Genomic DNA, 23,192 nt, shown 5'->3' with positions numbered 1-23,192 from the left:
ATAGTTATACCAATCTATCAGCCGCTCTTAAAGACATCGCGGCAACAGTTAAACTTGGATTTGCAGGAGGACAAGTTGTGAATGTAGAGCTACCAACAACAACAAGGTTGCGCATTTTATGATGTAAAGAGTCACCATCAACTACAAATTTATTTGCATCATGACCGGAACGAAGTGAACATTGAATATGTGATTCAGTAGGTCTTTCTCTCAGCGGGATTATCTTTTCTACAGGAAGAGGTGCTAATACTTTTTCTATATTATCATGCACATGTTGTAATCCAGCTCTTGCATATGAAGAGACATTGGCATGAGATACGTACGCTTGCCCTTGGGAGTTGAGTGAAACTCTATTACTTGTTTGAGGTAAATCTTCAATCGCAACAAGCAATGGCAGAACTTGACGCCAACGGCCCTCTTCTAAACGCAAACCATGTTTAATTCTATTTTCAAAATAAAATAGCGCAGCTCCAGCTTTTTCTCGGTAAGGATGTGAATCATAAAGGCTGTAATTTAACCCTGTGGTAATTGTGCTGCCACCAAAATTATCGACACCATTTAAAAAAACTTCATATTCATAACCTAATTGCTCACATATTCCAACCCCTGTTTGTGGGTGATTAATCCCCGACCTTAGTAGTATTGCAGGGCTTTGAATACCGTTTGCTCCTAAGACAATTAGATCGCCATAAATACTGCGTTCTTCTGCATTATTGGTTAAATACATTACACCTGAGGCCGTGCCATTGTGATGTATAACCTCACGGGCTTGAGCATTCATAAAATAAGTAATATTTGGATGCGTTAGAATTTCTGTTAAACCATTATGAGCTGTAAATTTTGCATTTACTGGGCATAAATTACATTGAGCTGTTGCACAGCACTGGTTCCTGTTTTTTAATGCAAGAGGTGAGCGCGCTGTAGCAATTGGAAAATGTAAATTAGGTTGCGCGGCCATCATTATTTCATCAATCGCACTCACCCTGTGGGGCGGAAGAGGAAAAGAGCCGGATCTTGGTGATACTTTACCCATTGCATCTGAACCAGATATAGCCATAATATTTTCAGCGGCCATATAATATGGCTCTAAATCATTATATGAGAATGGCCAGTCATCTGAAATATTAAACTTAGATTTCATTTCGAAATCTGCGGGTATAAAACGTGGTGTTTGACCAAACCAACAATTGGTACCACCTCCGAGCCCAATCGTATAATTCCAAGGTTTATGATGACTATCTTGTGCGTGGGTGTTGCTAGAGGAAAATTCAGAATTCTTGTTGTTTGTTACTTGCCAACTATGACTACGGTTCTCACCCCATTCAATAACAGCGATTTTGGCATTGGGTTTTTTGTTTAAATATTGTTTTATAAAGAAAAGGCTGCCAAATCCTGAGCCAATAACAATCATTTCGTAATGGTCGTCCATGTCATTAAGCTTCCTATAATGTTAATCGTTTCATGTATTTTGAAGCAATCAGATTACGACTAGTTTAATTCCTAATTTTGATAATAGTAAAATCAGCAACTTGTGTAAAATCTAATTTTATATAACAGTCATTTGTATGACTTGCTCCGTGCAACTGGATTACCGCTGATAGAGAGAGCAACATTTGGTTGTTTTACGATAGCGCTAAGGTCATAAATATTATATTTCAAGTAATATAAATGTTTGAATTTAATATAAACCACATTCTTCACAAGTGTCTCCTTTTCTCTTTTTATTATTAGGAATGATTAATTGTGTAAGAGTCTATAATGCAAGCCTCTAAATTTTGGAGGCTTGCATATGATTAAGCGGTTGATATAAAGCAAAAATATTAAATTAAGATTAATTTTGTGAAGGTGTAGTGATTTAAAACCGCTGAAGGTTTAACTAATTAGTTAACCAATATTTCCTAAACGTTTAGAATTGATCACTATTTGAGTAATGTTTTTAATGCTGGTGATGCTTTAAAGCTTGGCTGGTTAAATCCGTCTATCTCGATGGCTTCCCCTGTTTGTGGATTGCGGCCGGTTTTAGGTAAATGAAAGCGTAATTCAAATGTACCAAATTGAGGAATATAGATTTTCTCGCCTTCCGATAATCCTTGATGAATGACGTGTAAAATTTGTTCAAGCTGTTGTTTGACTTGAGTTTGAGGGATATCCATTTTGATTGCCATCGATTGGATAAGTTGCTTTTTATTCATTGTTTCCTCTTTGCTAAATGCGCTGCTAGCGCACCTTATATCAATTCACCTTCTCTGTTCCTAGTTGTCTATTCATTATTTAATGTTAATTGATTAATTTTTATGTGCTTGCTTGATTTATATACTCGTAGGTAACGCTTTGGTATGAAGTTTTGTTGCTTAAATGTATCTGTCATTCAAAGGTGATATTTTTTGCCATAATCAATTTAGCGATTTAACCATGATGTGAAACGTGACAATATGGAGGTGTAGTGGCAGATGGGGAAGTGCATGCTTAACAAATCGAAGTGGTCAGTCGTTGTGAGTATCATCAGTTTATGGCTGATGTGTTTGCTACCTTCTTCATTGGCTCAAGCCTCTGAGCAATACAAAAATTTAACTCAACACCTATTACTGCAATATTTGGCTGAGCCCACGGTTGAGCGTGAAAAATACCTCGCCATTTTGCAAACAGGCTCTGATGCTCAGCAATTAGAATACATCGATAATATTCAACAAAGTGTGGCTGATTTTTGGCATAAAAAACAAGTGTTATTGCCATTTGATGCGTTAGACCGTCATGCATCTGTGATTGATAAAAATATAGCCCTGGAGCCGGCAGTAGATGATTACCTTGGGGTTATCAATTATCTGCGCAAATTAATGTGGTTAGCTGAAACACAAGAATGGCCAGCCATTGAGCCTGGTGGTTTACTGCGACCCGGTGATGGCCATCCTAGTATCAAACAAATTAGTCAGCGTCTGTGGTTACTCGGTGACGCCAATGAATACCTTGCTGATGAAGTGGTGTATTTGCCCACTTTAGCTAAGAGTGTTCAGCGTTTTCAGTCTCGCCATGGTTTAAAGGCGGATGCCGTTATTGTACCTAAGAACCTTATTTTGGTTAAACCAAACCCCTCAACAGCGGGCAATAATATTAGCCAAAAGTTTTGTCGAAAAAACCACCTACCTGAGTCAGTTACCGCAGCCATATTTGTTGGTTAATATCCCCGCATTTCAAATGGCGTTAGTCGACAAAGATCAGGTGGTATTGTCATCGAAAGTGATTGTCGGAAAGCCGTATCGACAAACCCCGCAGATGACAGGGCAAATATCGAATATCATTATTAATCCAACCTGGACAGTACCAAGGCAATTACTGACCCAAGACATTTTGCCGCATGTGAGGCAAAACGGTCACTACTTTACTGACAAACATTTTGATGTGTTTGATCATGAGGGGAATCGAGTTGAGTATACGCCGCAGCAATGGCAGCAAGAGGCCAGAGGACGCTTTCCTTATCGTGTGGTGCAACGCCCTGGTGGTGACAATGCGCTAGGTCGATATAAATTTCATTTTAATAATGATCAAAACATCTATTTACATGACACTCCAACCAAGTCTTTGTTCGCGCAGTCTGATCGTGATTTATCGTCTGGATGTGTGCGTATTGAAAAAATACAGCAGTTGGCAGATTGGTTTGCTAATCGCCTAGTGATCGACAAGCGTACCTGGAAACGCTTACAGGCTAATTACACTCAAACTCAGTGGTTTGCTCTATCGAAGACTTTACCCGTGCACATGGTGTATTGGCCTGCTTGGGTAGATGAACAACACCTTGCTCAGTATCGCGATGATATTTATCAATTGATACAGCCACAATCACTGAACTTATTAAGCCAAAAAGAACACCCTAAAGATGTCGTGCAATAACGACGATACTCACAGAAACAGTAAAACGACACGAAAACTGTTAAAATGAAACAAAGTTAATGAATATCTTGTTTTAGCTAACCGCTTGAGCGATATCACACTATTGCCCCATTTGTGTGTCAATCGCCTAACCCTACATTACCAGACTTGCATTTATCGCTATTAATGTTTAATTTACTCATCAGTTGGATAAAAAAACAACAATGCGGATTTGGCGTTGTGATGACGAAAATCGTGCTTTAATAGCCGATAAGTAATGTAAATTAGTAATTAAAGTGGTGTGTAAATGACAATTGAGTGCCTAACTCGTCGGCAAGTTTTATTGGGCTTAAGCGGTGCCGCAGTGGCAAGTATGTTGCCCAATACCGCGCAAGCAAGCCGTTCTACTCACGGTGTTAAAGACCTTCATTTCTATAATCGTCATACTGGTGAAAGCAGCCAGGGTAGTTTCTGGGTTGATGGCCAATATCAAGCAGATATTTTGACTGAGTTTAATCAGGTTTTGCGCGATCATCGCCAAAATGTAGCTGCGCCTATAGATAAGCGATTATTTGAGTATTTGTATAAATTGCAGCTTACCTTAAATAATGAAGATGAAATCCATGTTATTTCAGCTTATCGTTCACCTAAAACCAACCAGATGTTAGCGTCGAAAAGTAAAGGCGTTGCCAAAAAGAGTTACCACATGAAAGGCATGGCAATGGATATTGCGATTCCAGGTGTGAGTACTAAAAATCTTCGCGATGCGGCGGTGTCTTTAAAACTGGGCGGTGTTGGGTTTTATCCTCGTGATGGCTTTATCCATGTTGATTGTGGAGCCAGTTAGGCGTTGGGGTTAACATTCACTTGTGAGGCGCCAATGGTTATGGTAATATCCGCGCGCTTTATTTGAGTCATCGTTGGTCGAAAATGATGACGCCTTTATACTTTTATTATTAAGTGAGTGACTAACTAATGTCTTACACATTCAACGCACAAACCCGCACTGAAATCGGGAAAGGTTCGAGCCGCCGCCTACGTCATGCTGGTCAAGTTCCTGCTGTTATCTATGGTGCTGGTCAAGAGCCTGTATCAATCCAGATTGCACACAAAGATATCATCAACCTTCAATTAAACGATGATTTCTACACTTCTGATTTGACTATCGTTGTAGATGGCAAAGAAATCAAAGTACGTGTACAAGCTGTACAACGTCACGCGTTCAAGCCAATGATTGAACACTTTGACTTCAAATTCGCTTAATAGCTAATTTGAAATAAAAAGCGCCTAAGGGCGCTTTTTTTGTATCTTAATTTTATGCTAGAACCTAGTCGATTTCGAAACTGTAGTAGATATCTAATGACTGGCTCAAGGTACTTGATACACTCTCAAGATACAGTTGTGATAATAAATAATAGCGTACGGTCATTTCATACCCTGGGTTAAATACACCTACACCGTATTTAATCATTAAATCTTCACCAATATAGCCGCTCACGGCGACCTTACCGTCATCATTGGTATCTAGCTGTACATTAGAGAAACCAAATTTCTCAATTAGCCCTGTCGCAGTGCTGCCGATGCTGTTCATGGCGCCACCATCAAACTGGGCTCCTAAGCTGAGTGCCGCACCCATCATCAATGAGTTGCTTTGTTCATTTGAGGTAGAGGTAAAACCTTTACCAGTTAAAATATAAGATAGTACTTCAGCTTGCTCTTTGACTGGGCTTGAAAACAATGTCACAACTGGACGCATTGGGGTGCCGGTGACTCTTACGCCTGCGGTGATATCTTCGTCTTTAATGTCGCGGGTGGCTTCAATATTCAGATTAGGTACTGATGTTGGACCGACAAACTGAACTTCACCAGTATCAATAGTCAGTGTTTGCCCCATAAATTTGTAACTACCATTATTGACTTTAATATCACCAAACAACATTGGCGGTTTAAAAGCTTGTTGTTGTAATAATAAATTACCAGAAAGCTTTCCTTTAAGCTACCATGCCGTCAACGGTGAGGTTTTTGCCTACATTGACTTTCACATCTGCTGTAATGGCATATGGGCTGGTTTTCACCGTCATTTCAGAAATAGAGTCGTTAAACACTACATCATTTGATACTGCGATGCCGCCTTCAGCTAGCGGGGCAATTTTGATTTGTCCAGATGGCACATTTATTTGCCCTTTTACGGCAAATAATTTCTCATCAAACGTCATGTTTATGTCAGGAGAAACACTTAAAATCGCCATTGGCGGCTGAATAACCGCTAAATTACTGCCTTTAATATTAATGTCACCACTAAACTGGCCTTGTGGCCATGCTAAAGTCCCTTGAGTGCTCACTTCGCCATCGCCCATATGCCATTGGCCGCTGAGTTGTCCTTGTTGGCCTTCTAGCGCTAAAGACAAATACAACTTGTCAATTAATGTTGGGTTAGATGAGAGGGCAAACGCACCATCATTGAGCTTGATATTGCCCGATACGCGAGGGTCCAAAAGTGAGCCATTTAATGTTAACCGACTTGACAGTAAGCCTTCTAAGGTTGCAAGCCTTGGGAAAAACTCACCAAATGGAGCCAAATTTAATGCATTAATGTCGATGTTACCTTGCAATGTCCTATCAGGGGTGATGTTGACACTCAGTTGGCTTTGCCAATTTGCAATACCTGATGAATTGAAACTAAGGTTACTGGTCACTTGTTTTTCATCGAGTGATGCATGGAATAATAATTGTTGGTAATTAATGCTTACGGGTTTGGTTTTTGCGCGGGTGAGGGTAATGTTGCCTGGCATTAAGGTAAATTGTAAGTCTGCGGTTGGTTTTTTGCCTTTGACCCAATGGATTTCGCTAGTAAGGGCTGCTTGGCCGTCCCAGGCGATTTTTTTCGATAAAATTGGGGTAAATAACTGCCCTGGGTTACCAGAGAAATTAATGTTTGCTTGCCCGGTATGGCCTAGATTGATGTCGCTGACTAAACAAAGCCTATTGTGCGGGTGTACTAGGCAAAAACCACTGAGCTTGCCGCTTTGTTTTGACTGATCCCAGTTTATACTAATTGGTTTGTTCTGTTGCCACATACCGAGTGCATTAGCCATATCGAATTGAGTTAACGTGCCCTTGAATAACTGTTTATCCAGATCACTGGAGCTGGCCAATTGGCTGTTAATTACGATATCACCGAGTGTGCTCAGTGTGGTTTGTTGCTGATGTTGGTCACCTTTACTGCGTAAGGTCAGTTCACTTAATTTGTAATTGTTCCAAAAAAGTAACGAGTTTTTGATGTCGATACTGTAGCGATGCTGCTCATAAGGTCGATAATTGGCAACCAATGACACGTTATCGATTTTACTGCCGCTATAACTTAGCTTATTAATTTGCACATCGGCATCCACAATCGGATTAGCACTATTACCACTGACATCGACCTTGGCATATATACTACCGCGACCGCCTTTAAGCCATTGCTTTAAATCAGGTACGTTGAGTTCAGCATCGATATCCCAAATAGTATCGGCGGTGCCGTTTACGATTAAATGTGCTCCTAGAGCGTGTGCTTGCAAGTTATCTGCATTGACTGCGAGCGCCTGGTTAATTGTAATATTGCCTTGTAGATTGAGTGGATAGCCATTAAGTCTTCCGCTAAGATCGGCCTGTTTTATCGCCAATTGCCAGTCTTTTTCACTCACCATGCCATAGCTGGTAAAATGGCCACTAAATAGGCTTGTTATCGGGGTTGATTGAGTGAGGAAGTCGATATGCTGCAGCTTAATATCATTGGTTATCACGTTTGCTTGCCAGTTAAGATCATTCTTATAAGATAACTGACCGTCTAAATCTATGTTGCCGGCAATCGACTTTACACTTAGCTGATTAACGTTAAGTGTTTTATTACGATTATCAATATCGGCAACAATATCAAGGTTAGGGTGATATGGTGTCGTCAATTGCCCTTGTAATTTGGCTATTTGGTCGTGTAAATCACCTTTGCTACTTAAGTGTTTTATTTGAGTGATATACTGAGGTTGGAGCATTGGCCATTGTAAATAGGCATCGTTAAGCTCGAGTTGGTAAATAAGTTGTGCTGAGGTGAGGTCCACGGTTGCAGCCAAATTAAATCGATTATCACCTTTGGCGATGGCATTAATATTGAGTTGAGATAAATCTTGAGTTAACTCAAGACGTAAGCTGTGATTGGTTAATCCTGGCAACTCATCCACTTCTTTGATTTTAGCCTGGAGTTTGAGCGTTAGCGGATAGTGATGTTCAAATGCGATATCACCAATAACCGTCACATCGCCATAATCATGTTCGATTTCTAATTGACTAATACTCAGCTGGAACGCCCTAAAGCTAGCCCCTAATCTGATGACGCTAAAATGATCACTGCGCTCTCCAATAATCAATTCGCTTTGTGTTGCCTCGAACTGTTTTACTTTCAGCGGAAATGGCATATGTATTTGCGGCAAGCTGGCTAATGGCCAGTCGTTTTCGCTGGTGTCGTCTTCCGGTTCTGGGTGGTTTGGCGTTGGGTTAGTTGGAATATTAACCATCAAACCTAAGCTGCTTAAACGGTCAACTTGCAACCCGCTTTCATTCCAAATAGCTTCTGTTGCTAATTCATCAGCGTGAAAGGTCATCTGGTTAACAGTGACATTAACTTGTTTAAATTGCGCTTTATTTAGGCTTATCGTGATGGGTAATAGCAGCTCTTGATGGCTGGGTTGTTCAGAGGCTATAGTGGCTTCAGTTTGCGTACTATGAGGAATATCATCTGTGACAATATCAACGTTAAGCTTTGATGCAGAGAGATTTGACACGCACACTTGGCTATTAATAAGGCAGGTAGGTACCCACTTAAGTTCAACGTCTTGAGCTGCGACACTGATGCCGGGCATTGACCATGATAATTGGTCTAACTTTAAGTCGTTATTAAGTGTGCCTGAATGATAGTGCGCGGTTATATCGCTAACAAATTGATTAACTAGCACAACAGTCACTTTACTGCCAAAAGGCGTCCCAATTAATACCGCGAGCAGCATTAACAATACCAGTGGCACATATACCAAAATGCGGGTGTAGAGCTTAATTGAACGCCATATTTTGGCTTGTAGACTCAACGGTACGCGTTTTTGTTTTGTTGTGGCTTGTGTGGGTTCATCCACTGGTGGGGCTTGTGGTGTTGTTTTGTCTATCATAAATCTGTCCCCATGGTTAAATGGAAACGATAAGAGCGCGCAACCGTTTCGGTTTCTTTTAAACCAAAACCTAAATCCAGTTTAATGGGCCCAATAGGGGAAATCCAATGAACCCCACCGCCAACAGCAACAACGGGTTCAAGTTGGCCAGTATCAAAAGCATTACCGGCATCCACAAAGCTGGCTACTCGCCAGGTTGGGGTTAAATAATATTGATATTCGATACTTCCCACCGCCAAATAACGCCCACCGACAACCTGACGAGATAAGCCTCCATCGCTATTGGTATAGTCAATATAAGGGCCAAGCTCTTGATAGCTGTAACCTCGAATACTTTGATCGCCACCGGCAAAATAACGTAAAGAGGGCGGGATCTGGCTAATGTCATTATCACTGGCAATGTTGGCCCCTAAATCAATGCGCGCCACAAAACGGTGATTATCGAATATCGTTTCTATCCACTTAAAACGCGCTTGCAAGCGAGCTAAACGTATAGTCGACCCTAAAGATGGATCGGCATATTGCACACTGTATGTTTGTCTAAAGCCCGATTTGGGGTTCAAGGTATTATCACCACGGATGGTTTTGGTGAGGTTATAACCCATTAAATAAAAACGAGGGTCATAGTCTGTATCTTCTTGCTCATAAAACTCTCTAATAGACTCAATAGAGTAGCCGTACAACCAATTGTGTTCCGAGCGTAATTGCCTCGATAAACCCAGTAGATATTTTTGAGACTCTAATTGGCCTGTATTGTCAAAAGAGCGGCTTTCTTCATCGTAATCTTGAGTCACGCCATAAGTGTCGCGTAATAAACCGACCTTTATTTTTAGTTGGTCATTTAACGGATGGCTTAATGGGATCGTATATGTAGTTAAGATTTTTGGGCGCTCAGGAGACCATTCAGCAGTGGTTTCTTGAAAGTGACCATAACGGTTAATTTGTGGGATTCGCCAGGTGAGTCGAACTCTAGGTTCAAAATTGTCTTCGGTACTGTTGCCAATGTCTGCACCTAAACCGACTTCAATTAAATGGCTTGCTCTTGGGCTTAATTCTACTTTGATAGGAACCAGACCATCGTCGACGTTATCGATTTGTGGCAAGACTTTGATATTACTAAAGTAACCCGTATCTAATAAGTTACGGTTAAATTCGGTTAATTGTTGAGTCGCATAGGGTGCAGAGGCATCAAATGGAATTAATGCCTTTAGTACGTCGTCATTCAATGTACTGCCATTAAAATCGACTTCACCAAAAACATATCGTTTACCTGAATCAAACTGCAAATTGATTTGTGCAATATTTAAATCACGATTAATGCTGATTTCTGAGCGAGTATATTGGCCATCAAAATATCCTCTTGCCAATGCAAGCGTAACCAATTGTGATTTAATTGAATCGTAAACCCCATGATTTAAGGTGTCGCCGGGTTTTATTTTGAGGGTGTTTAACCATAAGGCAAACATGTCATCTTGTAGCATGTCACCAGTAAAGTTGATATCTACCCATTGAATAACAACCGGATCGCCAGGAGTAATATTGAGATTAAGCTCCCAGGGGCCAGATTCAGTTTCGTTAATATCAATATCGGCAATGCCATGGTAATAGCCCATCGATTCCAAAGCATCCTGAGTATTGTCTTCGACGGTGAACAAAAATGCTCTGCGCTGCACATCAGAGTCGGGCAAGGTGCCCAGATGTGCATTGATATTATTGGTCAACTTTTTGTTGGCGCCACTGATATTCACTTTTAACCAATTTGCATCAGCCAGCGCAAAACCTGACATCAATAAGGTCAACAGAAATAACAGTAACTGGCAAAAAGTAATGCGTTTAGTGGACAAATTAAGCAAATTTTCCAAAAATGATGCTGGCGACATGTGTCACCATAGTTAGAATGCTATTGTCGCTATAAAGATGAAAACTCGCAACAATATCATTGTAATAACTCAGATAAATGGTTACAAAGATATACGTGTTTCAAGGACTTGCCGATCATGAATAAATTATATTTAACCTTTGCCTTATGTTTAGGGCTTAGCGCTAACAACGCACTTGCTCAAGAACAAAGCCCGATCACCATCGCCATTCATGGCGGTGCAGGCACCATAAACGCTGCGAACATGACCGCAGAACAACAACAAGCCTATCGCGACAAGCTGACAGAGGCAGTTAATCGCGGTTACCAAGTTTTAGAGCAGGGGGGAGACAGTGTTGATGCAGTAAAAGCAGCCATTAACACTTTAGAGAATAGTCCATTATTTAACGCCGGCCTTGGCGCTGTGTATACCTTTGATGGTGGCCATGAACTTGACGCTTCTATTATGGACGGTAACAGCATGAATGCCGGTGCCGTTGCAGGCGTAAAGCACATTAAAAATCCGATCGATTTAGCCATATCGGTTATGCATCAATCACCCCATGTCATGTTGTATGGCGAGGGGGCTGAGGAGTTTGCGTTAACCCAACAATTTAGTTTGGTGCCCAATCGCCATTTTGATACTGCACATCGCTACTCACAATTACTTGACGCTAAAGACAGTATTATTAAGGCTGAACAAGCTAATGGTGGCGATTATCAAGCGTCGGTTAATCAATTAAAAGCCAATTATAAATACGGCACGGTTGGCGCAGTAGCGCTTGATAAAAAGGGGAATTTAGCGGCTGGGACGTCAACCGGTGGCATGACCGCCAAGCGCTTTGGCCGTATCGGTGATTCACCGGTCATTGGCGCGGGCACTTATGCTGAAAATGGCGTTTGTGCGGTATCTGCAACTGGACATGGGGAATACTTTATACGTTACCAAGTGGCTGGCGATATTTGCGCAAAAGTAAAATACCAACAAAAAACCATTATCCAAGCCTCAGACGAGGTGATTAATCAGACCTTAGTGACTGCTGGTGGCACTGGTGGGGTTATCGCTATTGATCAACAAGGTAACATTGCAACGCCATTTAATACCCAGGGAATGTACCGTGCCACTCGCCATGAGGGGCAGGACGCCAAGGTTATGATATGGCGCGAAAACTAATTGTTTTTTAACCGATTAAGTTAATCGGTTAAATTTACTGTCCAGATAATTATTCTTGACTAGACTTAAAGCATATCGATTTTAATCGATATGCTTTTTAGGTTGATATGTACACCAATTGTTGTGCATTTTGGGGGTTATATGGATTCGATTAAAATTAAAGAACACATGGATAGACGTCCTGTTTTACTCACTAAAAATATGTCGTTAGCCATTGCGGTTGAGCAACTGCTTACACACAATAAAAGTGGTGCACCGGTTGTAGATGCAAAGGGCGAATTAGTGGGCTTTTTATCGCAACAAGATTGTTTAGCGGTGATGTTAAAAAGTAGCTACCACTGCGATATGACCAGTATTGTTGAAGATTGCATGAAAAGTCCGGTGTTATCTGTTGCGCCCGACGACAGTATTTTACAATTAGCGGAGCAAATGCTCGGTGCTAAACCTAAAATATACCCAGTAGTAAGCAGTGGGAAAGTCATTGGTACCATTAATCGCACCAATGTACTTAACGCCATGAATACCTATATGCAACAGTGTTATCTCACTCCGGCATAACAATCATCAAAATCAATACCATTATGCTGTTTTCCTTGCTAGGATCGCTTTTTTTCGATGTAAGCAAGGGAATCAGATTTGAATTCGGACCTTCACCCGCTCTCTAAGGCGTATCTCAATCTTTGTTATCAAACCGATGCGGCTAAAATCCGTCGTCGCTTATTTCGTATTAATAAAGAAGCCGAGTCTGAAAAAATCTCAAACGTTAGCGCAACTTACCGAAGAGGCTAAAAAAGCCTACGCCAAAGTGCAGCAACGTTTGCAAGCAAGACCTGCTGTTAGCTACCCAGACGAACTGCCTGTCTCGCAAAAGCGCGAAGACATTGCCTCTGCTATTGCCAATAACCAAGTGGTGATTGTCGCGGGTGAAACGGGGTCGGGTAAAACCACTCAGTTACCTAAAATCTGCTTAGAATTAGGTTTAGGGACGCGCGGCCTTATTGGGCACACTCAACCACGCCGTTTAGCGGCTCGAAGTGTTGCGAACCGTGTTGCCGATGAGCTTAATAGCCCATTAGGTGAAGTGGTTGGTTTTAAGGTCCGCTTTGCCGATGCCATTAGCGATAACAGCTATGTAAAATTGATGACTGACGGTATCTTGCTGGCGGAGCTCACTTCAGATCGTTTTTTAAATCAATATGACGCCATCATTATCGATGAAGCCCATGAGCGCAGTCTTAACATTGATTTTATCTTAGGCTATCTAAAACAAGTACTGAAAAAACGCCCTGATTTGAAAGTCATTATTACCTCGGCAACCATCGATGTTGATCGTTTTTCTAAGCATTTTAATCATGCTCCGGTTATTGAAGTATCAGGCCGTACCTATGCAGTAGAAACCCGATACCGGCCACTGGTACGTGATAATGACGCTGATTTAGATGTCAGCGACGGCATTTTTGCTGCGGTCGATGAATTAATCGCTGAAGGCCCCGGCGATATTTTGATATTTATGAACGGTGAACGCGAAATTCGTGACACCGCTGATTTACTGCGTAAACAGCAATATCGCGACACTGAAATTCTACCTTTATATGCGCGCCTGTCTTACGGCGAACAGTCTAAAGTGTTTAAAAGCCATATTGGTCGCCGCATTGTGTTGGCTACCAACGTCGCTGAAACCTCATTAACTGTGCCTGGCATTCGCTATGTCATTGACCCTGGTACCGCACGTATTAGTCGTTATAGCTACCGCACTAAGGTACAGCGCTTGCCAATTGAACCGATATCTCAAGCAAGTGCCAATCAGCGTCAAGGTCGTTGTGGCCGTGTTGAAGCCGGGTATTTGTATTCGTCTTTATGATGAAATGGACTTTATTCAACGGCCTGAATTTACCGACCCTGAAATACTGCGCACCAACCTAGCTTCGGTTATTTTGCAAATGCTGGCGATTGGCCTAGGTGACATTGGCGGTTTTCCGTTTATTCAGCCGCCAGATCAAAAACATATTCGCGATGGCTTTCTATTGCTTGAAGAATTGCAAGCCGTTAAAAAGCAGCGCAACGATTTAGTGCTCACCCCATTGGGTAAAGACTTAGCCAAAATCCCACTCGACCCTCGGTTAGCCCGAATGGTAATCGAAGCCAATAAGCAAGGCTGTTTGCATGAAGCATTAGTGATTACCTCTGGATTGTCGATTCAAGATCCCCGTGAGCGTCCCATAGATAAAAAGCAAGCCGCCGATGAGTGTCACCGCCGTTATGCCGATAAGGACTCAGACTTTGTCAGCTGGGTAAAGCTTTGGGATCACGTCAAAGATCAAAAGCATGAGTTGTCGGCCAGTCAATTTAGAAAGCAGTGTCGCGATGAATACTTAGCATATTTACGCGTGCGTGAATGGCAAGATTTATACACCCAGGTCAAACAAGCGGTACACGAGCTTAAATGGCGCGTGAATGACAATGCAGCTAGTTATGAGCAATTACATAAAGCCTTGTTGTCTGGCTTATTAAGCCACATTGGCTTTAAAGGTGACAATAACGAGTATTTAGGTGCTCGTAACCGTAAGTTCTTTGTGTTCCCAGGCTCGCCTTTAGCCAAAAAAGGCTCTAAATGGATTATGGCCGCCGAGCTCACCGAAACATCGCGTTTGTTTGCTCGTTGCTGCGCTAAAATAGAACCTGAATGGGCGGAATCTTTAGCGGCCCATTTAGTGAAAAAGAACTACCTAGAACCGCATTTTGAAGCAAAAGCTGGCAGTGTTGTCGCGCTTGAAAACCAGGTGCTATACGGCTTGACCATCGTTAATCGTCGCCGGGTGCAATATAGCTCAATCGATGCTGTCGAGGCGCGTGAGATTTTTATTCGTAGTGCATTAGCAGAAGGGCAGTTACAAACCAAAGAGGCCTTTTTTGTTAATAACCAAAAACTGCTTAACGACATCGAATCACTTGAGCATAAGTCGCGTCGCCGTGACATTTTGGTGGATGAACAAGTGCTGGTGGACTTTTACGAACCGCTGATCCCTGCCGGTATTTATAACGCACCATTGTTTTTTGCCTGGTGGAAAAAAGCTCGTCAACTCACTCCTGACTTATTAGATTACAGCCAGTGCTCTGTTGATGCAGCGCAGTGCCGATCATATTTCGGCGTTGGATTTTCCTGAAGTGTGGCACAAAGCTAATTTAGCATTAAAAGTCAGTTACCATTTTGAGCCGGGTAATGTTGATGATGGCGTATCGGTGCACATTCCTGTGGCGCTGATTAATCAAATTGATGACAATGATTTTGATTGGTTAGTACCAGGATTGCGTGAAGAAAAGCTTGTGGCTTTAATTAAGTCATTACCGAAAAATTTACGCCGTAATTTTGTGCCCGCACCAGATTATGCCCGTGCTTGTTATCAAGCAATGAAGCCATTTGAGCTGCCCATGATTGAATCAATGTGCAAGCAATTACTGCGCATGAGTGGCGTACGGATTTCAGCGGACGATTTTGATTTAACCCAAATCACTGAACATCTTAAAATGAACTTTAAGATTGAAGATGATAAAGGTCGCCTAGTGGCGCAAGGGCGAGATTTAGAAGCGCTTAAAGGGCAGTTGCAAGGTGTAGTAGCCAAAGCTATCCGTAAGGTGGCAGACAAAGGCATTGAACAGCAAGCGATTACCCGTTGGACATTTGGTGACTTGCCGGTGCAATATCAGCAACGTAAAGGCAACTACGAGGTTAAAGCCTATCCGGCTCTTATCGATAACAAAACCGACGTGTCAATTAAGCTGTTTGATGATGAGCATGAAGCCTTGCGTCATCATCGAGTGGGCTTACGCCGGTTGTTGTTAATCAATATTCCGTCGCCAGTTAAGCACTTACAAAAAGCGCTACCGAATAAAGCCAAATTGGCCATGTACTTTAACCCGTTTGGCCAAGTGCAAATACTGATTGAAGATATTATCAATGCGGCAGTGCAGCAGTTACTCGATCAAAAGCAATTAGATATCCGTAATGAAGCACAATTTGAGCAAGCCAAAGAGTGGGTGCGCCAGGAACTCAATCCCACCGCTGAGCAAATCGCCTTAAACGTTGAGCAAGTGCTGACGATTTATCAGCGAATAAAAAAACGCTTAAAAGGCAAAATTAGTTTAGACATTGCTTTTGCCATGAGTGACATTCAAACGCAACTAGACAGCCTAGTGTACAAAGGGTTTGTTGAAGATTGTGGCTGGCAACGCCTAACCGATGTGGCGCGCTATCTCAAAGCGATTGAAAACAGGTTAGATAAATTGCCGGTTGATCCAACTCGCGACCGGCTGCATATGCACAGTATCAGTAAAGTACAAGATGCATTAACAGCACAGTCGGCTAAAGTGCCTAAATCACAGCCCATGCCACAAGCGTTAATAGAGGCTCGTTGGATGATTGAAGAGTACCGGGTTTCATGTTTTGCACAGGTGTTGGGTACTGCATATCCAATTTCAGAAAAGCGGATTTTAAATCACATTAACCAAGTATAAGTCTCTGCGATTTTCATTTACTCAGTCATTAGACACTTCTGTTTTGTACTCTCGATAACACACCGATGTTCGCATGGGTGTGTTATTTTTTTTGAAAGCCTTTCATTATTTTTATCGCAAAACAGTGTTTTCTACTAAAATTGATTAAAAAAGCGTACAAAACTGAAAGTTTTCTGTAATTCCCTGTTTGAAACCGAATGGAGTATTGCTATAATCGCCAGCAGAAGAAAGTGATTGGAACTCTTCTCTGTGTAAGGTAAATGTCATCCCTCACATCGATATTGTGTATTGAGAGGTACACAAATCAGTGAATAAAATAAGACAGGCCTTCTCCCCCTACGACCTAGAAATACTGGAGTGATTATGGAAGTTCATGAATACGAAAATGCTTATTACCAAGTAAAAGATGACGTGTTAGAGTCTTTACCTTCTGACGAAGAATAAGATGTTTGAACGAGCATATTAATGCCACGGTATCAATACCAGCACATTAAATACTCCGCGACACAGAAATAAAAATAGCAGCCTAGGCTGCTATTTTTATTGGTTATTTTTTAATTAAACTATTTGGTTAACTTGTAATGTTAACCTTCTATTCTGCCTTTTTCAGGTAGGATCTCAACAATCACCCAAGAGTTGCCTTTTTTGTGTAAACGGATTGTGCGATCGTCTATCCACTTTCGACCACCTTTTAATCCTTCCATTTTAACCACAACGGTAACATCGTCAGTAAATTTTCGGAAAAAGTCGATATCAATTTCATCAATCGACATAGTGACTTGTTTCATCGATAACCCGAGGACATGGCGCTGCACGGCAGAAGCAATATGGTAATGATCCATCACCTCTGCAATATCAGCGGCCACAAACTGTTTGGCTTTCTGTACATCTTTGTCGATGTAAATGGCTTGAAAAAATCCCAGTGAGACTTGTTCTGGGGTGAGTTTAGGTTGGCCATTTTCAGCCGATTGCTCACACCCGCTAGCAAACATTAATAACAGTAAGGCAATAAATTTAATTGGGTTTATTTTTAACATAAGCTTATGACAACTCAGTATTTTAACTTTTATATTTTAACCTAGTATTACGATTTATCACGGCACTGACAAGGTTGGTAATCGTTTTATTATTTTGAATGAGTAAAACTTAGCCATAGTAGACAGAACATCATTGAGTTGAAGTTCAGTTACACATTATTGTATTAACGACACTCAAATTAACAGGTGTATTTGTGTAATTAAAACGCGGCTTAGTTATATTTTGCGCAGTTAATCACTATTTTAAAGAGATACAGGCTGATTTACTTGACGATTCAAACAACGCATGTCATACATAACTATATTAGTTAATTAGATCATATTTGATCGCAGTGTAAATACTGTAAAAACTATCTATATTTTGTTGATGCTTGTCGTTGTAGTTTTATAACGATCACAGGCGTCACAAAAGCGAATGTTATCCACAGAATCTGTGGACAAGTTTGTTGATGACTGTGAGTTGTTTACGTAACTCACTGTAAACGTTTCCGTTTTTTTTGCGGTTAAAAAGTGCCTCTTCTGTAGTTCTCCGTCATTTTCTTCACTAACCCCGTAAAATCCGCGATACGTTCTAAATTGTCACTGATAGAAAAAAGCACTGATATTGAATCAGTGCTTTTTTGTTGGTGCGATTTACCCCTAGGGAATGAATCGTTACTTGTTGCTGTTTTGCGATGCCTGAATGGCCGTTAACGCAATGGTGTAAACAATATCATCAACCAATGCGCCACGAGACAAATCATTAACTGGCTTGGCCATGCCTTGCAACATTGTAGCCAATACTGATTAAGTCTGCACTACGTTGTACCGCTTTGTATGTTGTGTTACCTGTGTTTAAATCAGGGAACACAAATACCGTTGCTTTACCTGCTACAGGGCTATTAGGCGCTTTAGACTGAGCAACGTTTGGCATGACTGCCGCATCGTATTGTAATGGTGCCATCAATAATTAAATCAGGGCGCTTTTCTTTAGCAATACGTGTCGCTTCACGCACCTTGTCTACATCAGAACCCGTACCAGAGTTACCGGTAGAGTAACTGATCATGGCAACGCGTGGCTCAATACCAAATGCTTGCGCTGATTCTGCTGATTGAATAGCAATATCGGCAAGCTGTTCAGCATTAGGGTCTGGGTTAATTGCACAATCACCGTAAACGAGTACTTGATCAGGCATTAACATGAAGAAGATTGACGATACTAGGCTTGAACCAGGTGCAGTTTTAATTAATTGCAATGGAGGACGAATCGTATGAGCCGTTGTATTTACAGCACCAGACACAATGCCGTCAACTTCATTTTCTGACAACATCATGGTACCCAATACCATGTTGTCTCCAAGTTGTTCGCGCGCTACCACTTCAGTTAAGCCTTTGCTGCGACGTAGCTCAAGCATAGGCTCGACGTATTTTTCGCGAACGGTTTCTGGTTCAATAATCTCAATGCCATCACCAAGCACGACATCTTGTTGTGATGCGATACGCAAGATTTCTTCACGGTTACCAAGAAGCACACAACGAGCAATACCGCGTTCAGCACAGATGGCAGCAGCTTTAACGGTTCTTGGCTCTTCACCTTCAGGTAGTACGATGGTTTTACGTGCTGCACGTGCAAGTTCAGTTAACTTGTAACGGAATGCTGGTGGTGACAAGCGGTGTTCGCGAGGCGAATCTTGAGTCACACTTTCAATCCATGTTTGATCAATGTGGCTGGCAACGTATTCTTGTACACGTTCAATACGTACAGCATCATCAACTGGCACTTCGTGGTCGAAACGGTGAATATTAAGTGATGTTTGCCAAGTATTTGTATCAATCAAAAATACCGGTAAACCCGTTTCAAAAGACTGCTCACACAATTTCATGATTTCTGGCTCTGGCTGATAACCACCAGTCAGAAGCAAGGCACCAATTTTTACCCCGTTCATCGCTGCTAAACAGGCTGATACGATCACATCTGAACGATCACCAGATGTCACAAGTAAAGAGTTAGCTTTAAAGTGAGTCAACATGTTTGGAATGCTACGTGCACAGAAGGTTACACGGCGCATACGACGAGTGTGCATTTCACCAGCATTGATGATTTTTGCATTTAAATGCTTAGCTAAATCAGATGCTCTTGGTGAAATAAGCTCTAAATTGTAAGGCACGCTACCTAAAATGCGCAGCGGGCTTTTACCCGGTAATTGGAACATACCGGAGCTGTCAATTGCTTGAGGTTGTTGGTCGTCGAACACTTCAGATAAATCTGGGCGAGTGCGACCTTCTTCATCAACAGGCGCACCAATTTTATTAATAATGGCGCCAATAAGACGTTTATTTTTTTGGCCGCCCCATGAATTGTGAGCAATTTCAAGACGGTTCATTAAGGCATTTGGGGTATCGTTACCCGGTGTAGCGATAAAGATAACGTCAGCATCAAGTGCTTTAGCTATTTCATAGTTAATGTCGTCAGCAAACGGGTGGCTTCGCGTTGGCACTAAACCTTCAACTACTAAGGTTTCAGTGTTGCTGGCACATTCAGCAGCACGAGCAATAATTTGCTCCATTAATACATCTAATTGCTCTGCACGAATTAGCGTTTCAGCGTGAGCCATGCTAAACGGCTCTAATGGGTTAACCGTTGGCGATGTACTTAAAATAGTGGTTGAGCGCTCGGAACCATTATCGCCAGGACGAATTTGGGCGATAGGCTTAAAAAATTGTACTTTAACGCCTTTGCGTTCGAGCGCACGAACCATACCTAAACTTAACGATGTTAATCCCACTCCAATACCAATGGGAATAAGCATAATATTACGAGACATGTTGACCTCTTAAATTTGTGTTAATCATGTGAATTAATCAAAAAGTAAGTGTCTTACTTTGCTGTCACTAATTTCATTGCGTCTTCTGCAATAACCCATTCTTCATTGGTTGGGATAACCATTGCGACAGGACTACCAGGTTTAGTGATCACGCCTTCTTGACCAAAACGTGCGGCTTTGTTCAAAGTGTCATCAACTTCAAAGTTAAAGATTTCTAGAAGGTTAAGTACTTTTTCGCGAATAAGATCTGAGTTCTCACCGATGCCGCCAGTAAAGATAATGGCGTCTAAACGGCCGAGTGGTACTGTGTAAGAGGCGATATATTTAGCCAATCTGTAGCAAAAGATTTCTAATGCTAATGTGGCGCCTTTATGGCCGTCTTGATAGCCTTCTTCAATGCCGCGACAGTCATTGGTTAATTCAGAAATACCCAATAAGCCACTTTGCTTGTTCAGTAGGTTATTCACTTCATCAAGAGTGTAACCAAGTTGCTTCACTAAATGGAAAATGATTGATGGGTCTAAATCACCACAACGTGTCCCCATGACTAGGCCTTCTAATGGGGTTAAGCCCATTGAAGTATCGACACTTTTACCACCTTTGATAGCAGTAACAGATGCACCGTTACCTAGGTGAGCACAAATAACGTTAGTGTCGGCTAATTCTTTGCCTAATACTTTTGCTGCTTCACGGCTAACAAATAAGTGGCTAGTACCGTGCATGCCGTAACGGCGGATGCCATGCTCACGATATAATTTGTAAGGTAGGGCATAAACATAAGCTTTTTCAGGCATTGACTGATGAAAAGCAGTATCAAACACAGCAACTTGCGGTAATGTTGGGAATGATGCAATCGCTGCACGGATACCAATTAAATGAGCAGGGTTATGCAAAGGCGCTAATGAAGCACAGTCTTCAATGCCTTGGATAACTTCAGGTGTAATGATCACAGATCGAGTGAATTTTTCGCCGCCATGTACGATACGGTGGCCAATGGCCTTAATTTGAGCCGCAAGTTGTGGCTGAGCACCTAAGATGTTATTTACAATAAACTCGACCGCTTCACGGTGCGCGGTAAATGCGCCAAGCTTGGCTTCATTTTTGCCGCCATTGAATTTCCACTTAATGCGAGAATCTTCTAAACCAAAACATTCCGCAAGACCTGAAATTTGTTCATCGCCTGTTTGAGCATCAATGATGGCAAATTTTAATGATGAACTACCGCAGTTGAGTACGAGTACTAATTTGTCTGACATGTTAACGCCTTCTAAGTCAATGAAACTAAATTAAATTGTAAAAAGTCCATTTCGGTTAAGGTTTATATTCATTCATAAACATTACACTTGGGTAAACCGGTTGAACTGGCCGCTATATATGAAATACTCAGTATAGCGGTTCATTCACGAGTGTATTTTGGTCAATACACTGTATTATGCTAATGTTAAACCCATGTACTAGGCCGTTTAGGTACCCATATTGAACATGAATTTGCTTACTTTATTTGCTGATGGTCGTCGTTATATGAAGACCTGGCCAATGGTGCGACAACTAGGGTTATATTTCCCTGAATATCGTGTTGTCAAAGCGACGCAATTAACCATTATTGTGATGCCTATTTTGGGCTTAATTGCCGCGGCAAGTCAGCTTTATGTATTGGGCTGGGACTTTTTACCGCAAGCTATCACTATATTGTTATTTTTTATCAGCTTGCCTATTCAAGGTTTGCTGTGGCTTGGTTGGCGCGCTCGCCACCCTTTGCCATTGTCTTTATTCGATTGGGGCAACCAACTCAGTTCGACTTTGACTGAAATGGGTATTGCTTGCCAACCTCTTGGCGCCAGGGCTTGTTATTTAGACATGGCCGCCATCTTAAAATTGGCCTTTGAACGTTTAGACCGAAGTTACTGGGATGAATTATAATTTATCCTGTAGTTAAACGGTCGCTAATTTAGCGTAAAAGGCCGTATTCTGGTTTAGTATGTTGCTTTTATGCCCCGTTCTAAAAACACTTGTTGCAGTTGCTGCATGGTTTCTGAACTTGGTGCTTGAACATTCGCCAATGCGTAGTCTTCACCAAAGGCTTGCCACTTGTGTTCACCAAGGGCGTGATAGGGCAGTAATTCAACTTTTTCGACATTTTGCATCGGTTTTATAAAGTCTGCTAATGCAATTGCTGACTCAACATCTTCGGTAAAGCCCGCCACAACAACATAACGGATCCAAGTGCGTACTCCTTTTTTAGCGAGGTATTGAGCAAATTGTAAGGTGCGCTGATTACTGACTTTAGTTAAGTCGATGTGTTTTGCATCATCCATTTGCTTGATATCAAGTAACACAAGATCGGTATTGTCGAGTAGTTCATCAATAACAGGTTCGTATTTACGCACAAAGCCATTGGTGTCTAAGCAGGTGTGAATACCTTGGCTTTTACACGCTTTGAACAGTTCACTGACAAATTGTGCTTGCAGTATGGCTTCACCACCGCTGGCCGTAAGGCCGCCACCGCTGGCTTCCAGAAAAGGTTGGTAAGAACTCACTTGGCTCATAATGTCGTCAACAGACATTAATTTGCCGCCATCTAGATCCCATGTATCACGATTATGGCAATATTGGCAGCGCATTAAGCACCCTTGCATAAACGCGATATAGCGGATGCCTGCACCATCGACTGTGCCAAATGATTCCACTGAATGAATACGACCTAGTGTCATTGAAGTTCCTTATGTGTTGATAAAAAAAGGCTGTATC

12 protein-coding genes and 4 pseudogenes are annotated in these 23,192 nt (G+C 41.7%); 8 read left to right on the top strand and 8 right to left on the bottom strand.

Going from position 1 to position 23,192, the window contains the following annotated elements; translation table 11 throughout:
• Positions 1 to 4: 4 nt before the first annotated feature.
• Together N4T56_RS11575 and N4T56_RS11570 are read right to left on the bottom strand one after the other, a co-directional pair.
• Entirely contained in the window at positions 5 to 1,429 is a 1,425-nt protein-coding gene (locus N4T56_RS11575; protein ID WP_261733325.1) for a GMC oxidoreductase, read from the bottom strand.
• A 490-nt stretch (positions 1,430 to 1,919) separates the two neighbouring features.
• Entirely contained in the window at positions 1,920 to 2,192 is a 273-nt protein-coding gene (locus N4T56_RS11570) for an HU family DNA-binding protein (RefSeq protein WP_261733324.1), read from the bottom strand.
• Between the two features lie 270 nt (positions 2,193 to 2,462).
• Here N4T56_RS11570 and N4T56_RS11565 point away from each other — a divergent pair, with 270 nt between their 5' ends.
• The 4 genes and pseudogenes from N4T56_RS11565 (at position 2,463) to rplY (ending at position 5,127) form a co-directional block, all read left to right on the top strand.
• Positions 2,463 to 3,176 carry a hypothetical protein gene (locus N4T56_RS11565; RefSeq protein WP_261733323.1) on the top strand — a complete coding sequence of 238 codons (714 nt, stop codon included), beginning with the start codon at positions 2,463 to 2,465 and terminating at the stop codon, positions 3,174 to 3,176.
• Positions 3,166 to 3,885 carry a L,D-transpeptidase family protein gene (locus tag N4T56_RS11560; RefSeq protein WP_261733322.1) on the top strand — a complete coding sequence of 240 codons (720 nt, stop codon included), beginning with the start codon at positions 3,166 to 3,168 and terminating at the stop codon, positions 3,883 to 3,885. The genes N4T56_RS11565 and N4T56_RS11560 overlap by 11 nt, the downstream gene beginning before the upstream one ends.
• Positions 3,886 to 4,171: 286 nt before the next feature.
• A pseudogene (locus tag N4T56_RS11555) lies at positions 4,172 to 4,724 on the top strand (DUF882 domain-containing protein).
• Positions 4,725 to 4,839: 115 nt separating this feature from the next.
• A complete protein-coding gene (gene rplY, locus N4T56_RS11550) occupies positions 4,840 to 5,127 on the top strand; it encodes a 50S ribosomal protein L25 (protein WP_261733321.1) in 288 nt (95 codons plus the stop codon).
• Between the two features lie 64 nt (positions 5,128 to 5,191).
• On the opposite strand, the pseudogene tamB reads toward rplY, so the two are convergent.
• Both tamB and N4T56_RS11535 read right to left on the bottom strand, forming a co-directional pair.
• Positions 5,192 to 9,059, bottom strand: a pseudogene (tamB, locus tag N4T56_RS11540) (autotransporter assembly complex protein TamB).
• A complete protein-coding gene (locus N4T56_RS11535; protein WP_390904042.1) occupies positions 9,056 to 10,939 on the bottom strand; it encodes an autotransporter assembly complex protein TamA in 1,884 nt (627 codons plus the stop codon). The pseudogene tamB and the gene N4T56_RS11535 overlap by 4 nt, the downstream one beginning before the upstream one ends.
• Positions 10,940 to 11,056: 117 nt before the next feature.
• On the opposite strand from N4T56_RS11535, the gene N4T56_RS11530 reads away from it, so the two are divergent.
• The 3 genes and pseudogenes from N4T56_RS11530 (at position 11,057) to hrpA (ending at position 16,603) form a co-directional block, all read left to right on the top strand.
• Positions 11,057 to 12,091: an isoaspartyl peptidase/L-asparaginase family protein gene (locus N4T56_RS11530; protein ID WP_261733318.1), complete on the top strand. Its 1,035-nt coding sequence runs from the start codon at positions 11,057 to 11,059 to the stop codon at positions 12,089 to 12,091.
• Positions 12,092 to 12,232: 141 nt separating this feature from the next.
• A complete protein-coding gene (locus tag N4T56_RS11525) occupies positions 12,233 to 12,649 on the top strand; it encodes a CBS domain-containing protein (protein WP_261733317.1) in 417 nt (138 codons plus the stop codon).
• A 78-nt stretch (positions 12,650 to 12,727) separates the two neighbouring features.
• Positions 12,728 to 16,603: pseudogene (gene hrpA, locus N4T56_RS11520) on the top strand (ATP-dependent RNA helicase HrpA).
• Between the two features lie 584 nt (positions 16,604 to 17,187).
• Here the strand turns inward: hrpA and N4T56_RS11515 are convergent.
• From N4T56_RS11515 to ackA, 3 genes and pseudogenes are all read right to left on the bottom strand, one after another.
• A complete protein-coding gene (locus tag N4T56_RS11515; protein ID WP_390904118.1) occupies positions 17,188 to 17,622 on the bottom strand; it encodes a hypothetical protein in 435 nt (144 codons plus the stop codon).
• Between the two features lie 672 nt (positions 17,623 to 18,294).
• Positions 18,295 to 20,444 (bottom strand): annotated as a pseudogene (gene pta, locus N4T56_RS11510) (phosphate acetyltransferase).
• Positions 20,445 to 20,497: 53 nt separating this feature from the next.
• Entirely contained in the window at positions 20,498 to 21,700 is a 1,203-nt protein-coding gene (gene ackA, locus N4T56_RS11505) for an acetate kinase (RefSeq protein WP_261733316.1), read from the bottom strand.
• Between the two features lie 226 nt (positions 21,701 to 21,926).
• Between ackA and yfbV the strand changes: the two genes are divergently transcribed.
• Positions 21,927 to 22,364, top strand: coding sequence for a terminus macrodomain insulation protein YfbV (yfbV, locus tag N4T56_RS11500; RefSeq protein WP_390904041.1), 438 nt, complete (start codon positions 21,927 to 21,929; stop codon positions 22,362 to 22,364).
• A 53-nt stretch (positions 22,365 to 22,417) separates the two neighbouring features.
• Here the strand turns inward: yfbV and pflA are convergent, their stop codons facing one another.
• Positions 22,418 to 23,155 (bottom strand): pyruvate formate lyase 1-activating protein, encoded by a 738-nt coding sequence (gene pflA / locus N4T56_RS11495; protein WP_261733314.1) that lies wholly within the window; start codon positions 23,153 to 23,155, stop codon positions 22,418 to 22,420.
• Positions 23,156 to 23,192: the final 37 nt, after the last annotated feature.

Source organism: Shewanella phaeophyticola (assembly GCF_025398315.1).
In the GTDB taxonomy this organism is placed as follows: Bacteria; Pseudomonadota; Gammaproteobacteria; order Enterobacterales; family Shewanellaceae; genus Shewanella; species Shewanella phaeophyticola.
Note: the sequence above shows the minus strand (reverse complement) of the source record. Positions and strands in the feature narration are given on the sequence as shown.

What these genes read in the sequence shown, in the direction of transcription:
- N4T56_RS11575 (WP_261733325.1), bottom strand. Translation starts at nt 1,429, where the DNA reads ATGGACGACCATTACGAAATGATTGTTATTGGCTCAGGATTTGGCAGC.
- N4T56_RS11570 (WP_261733324.1), bottom strand. Translation starts at nt 2,192, where the DNA reads ATGAATAAAAAGCAACTTATCCAATCGATGGCAATCAAAATGGATATC.
- N4T56_RS11565 (WP_261733323.1), top strand. Translation starts at nt 2,463, where the DNA reads ATGCTTAACAAATCGAAGTGGTCAGTCGTTGTGAGTATCATCAGTTTA.
- rplY (WP_261733321.1), top strand. Translation starts at nt 4,840, where the DNA reads ATGTCTTACACATTCAACGCACAAACCCGCACTGAAATCGGGAAAGGT.
- N4T56_RS11535 (WP_390904042.1), bottom strand. Translation starts at nt 10,939, where the DNA reads ATGTCGCCAGCATCATTTTTGGAAAATTTGCTTAATTTGTCCACTAAA.
- N4T56_RS11530 (WP_261733318.1), top strand. Translation starts at nt 11,057, where the DNA reads ATGAATAAATTATATTTAACCTTTGCCTTATGTTTAGGGCTTAGCGCT.
- N4T56_RS11525 (WP_261733317.1), top strand. Translation starts at nt 12,233, where the DNA reads ATGGATTCGATTAAAATTAAAGAACACATGGATAGACGTCCTGTTTTA.
- ackA (WP_261733316.1), bottom strand. Translation starts at nt 21,700, where the DNA reads ATGTCAGACAAATTAGTACTCGTACTCAACTGCGGTAGTTCATCATTA.
- yfbV (WP_390904041.1), top strand. Translation starts at nt 21,927, where the DNA reads ATGAATTTGCTTACTTTATTTGCTGATGGTCGTCGTTATATGAAGACC.
- pflA (WP_261733314.1), bottom strand. Translation starts at nt 23,155, where the DNA reads ATGACACTAGGTCGTATTCATTCAGTGGAATCATTTGGCACAGTCGAT.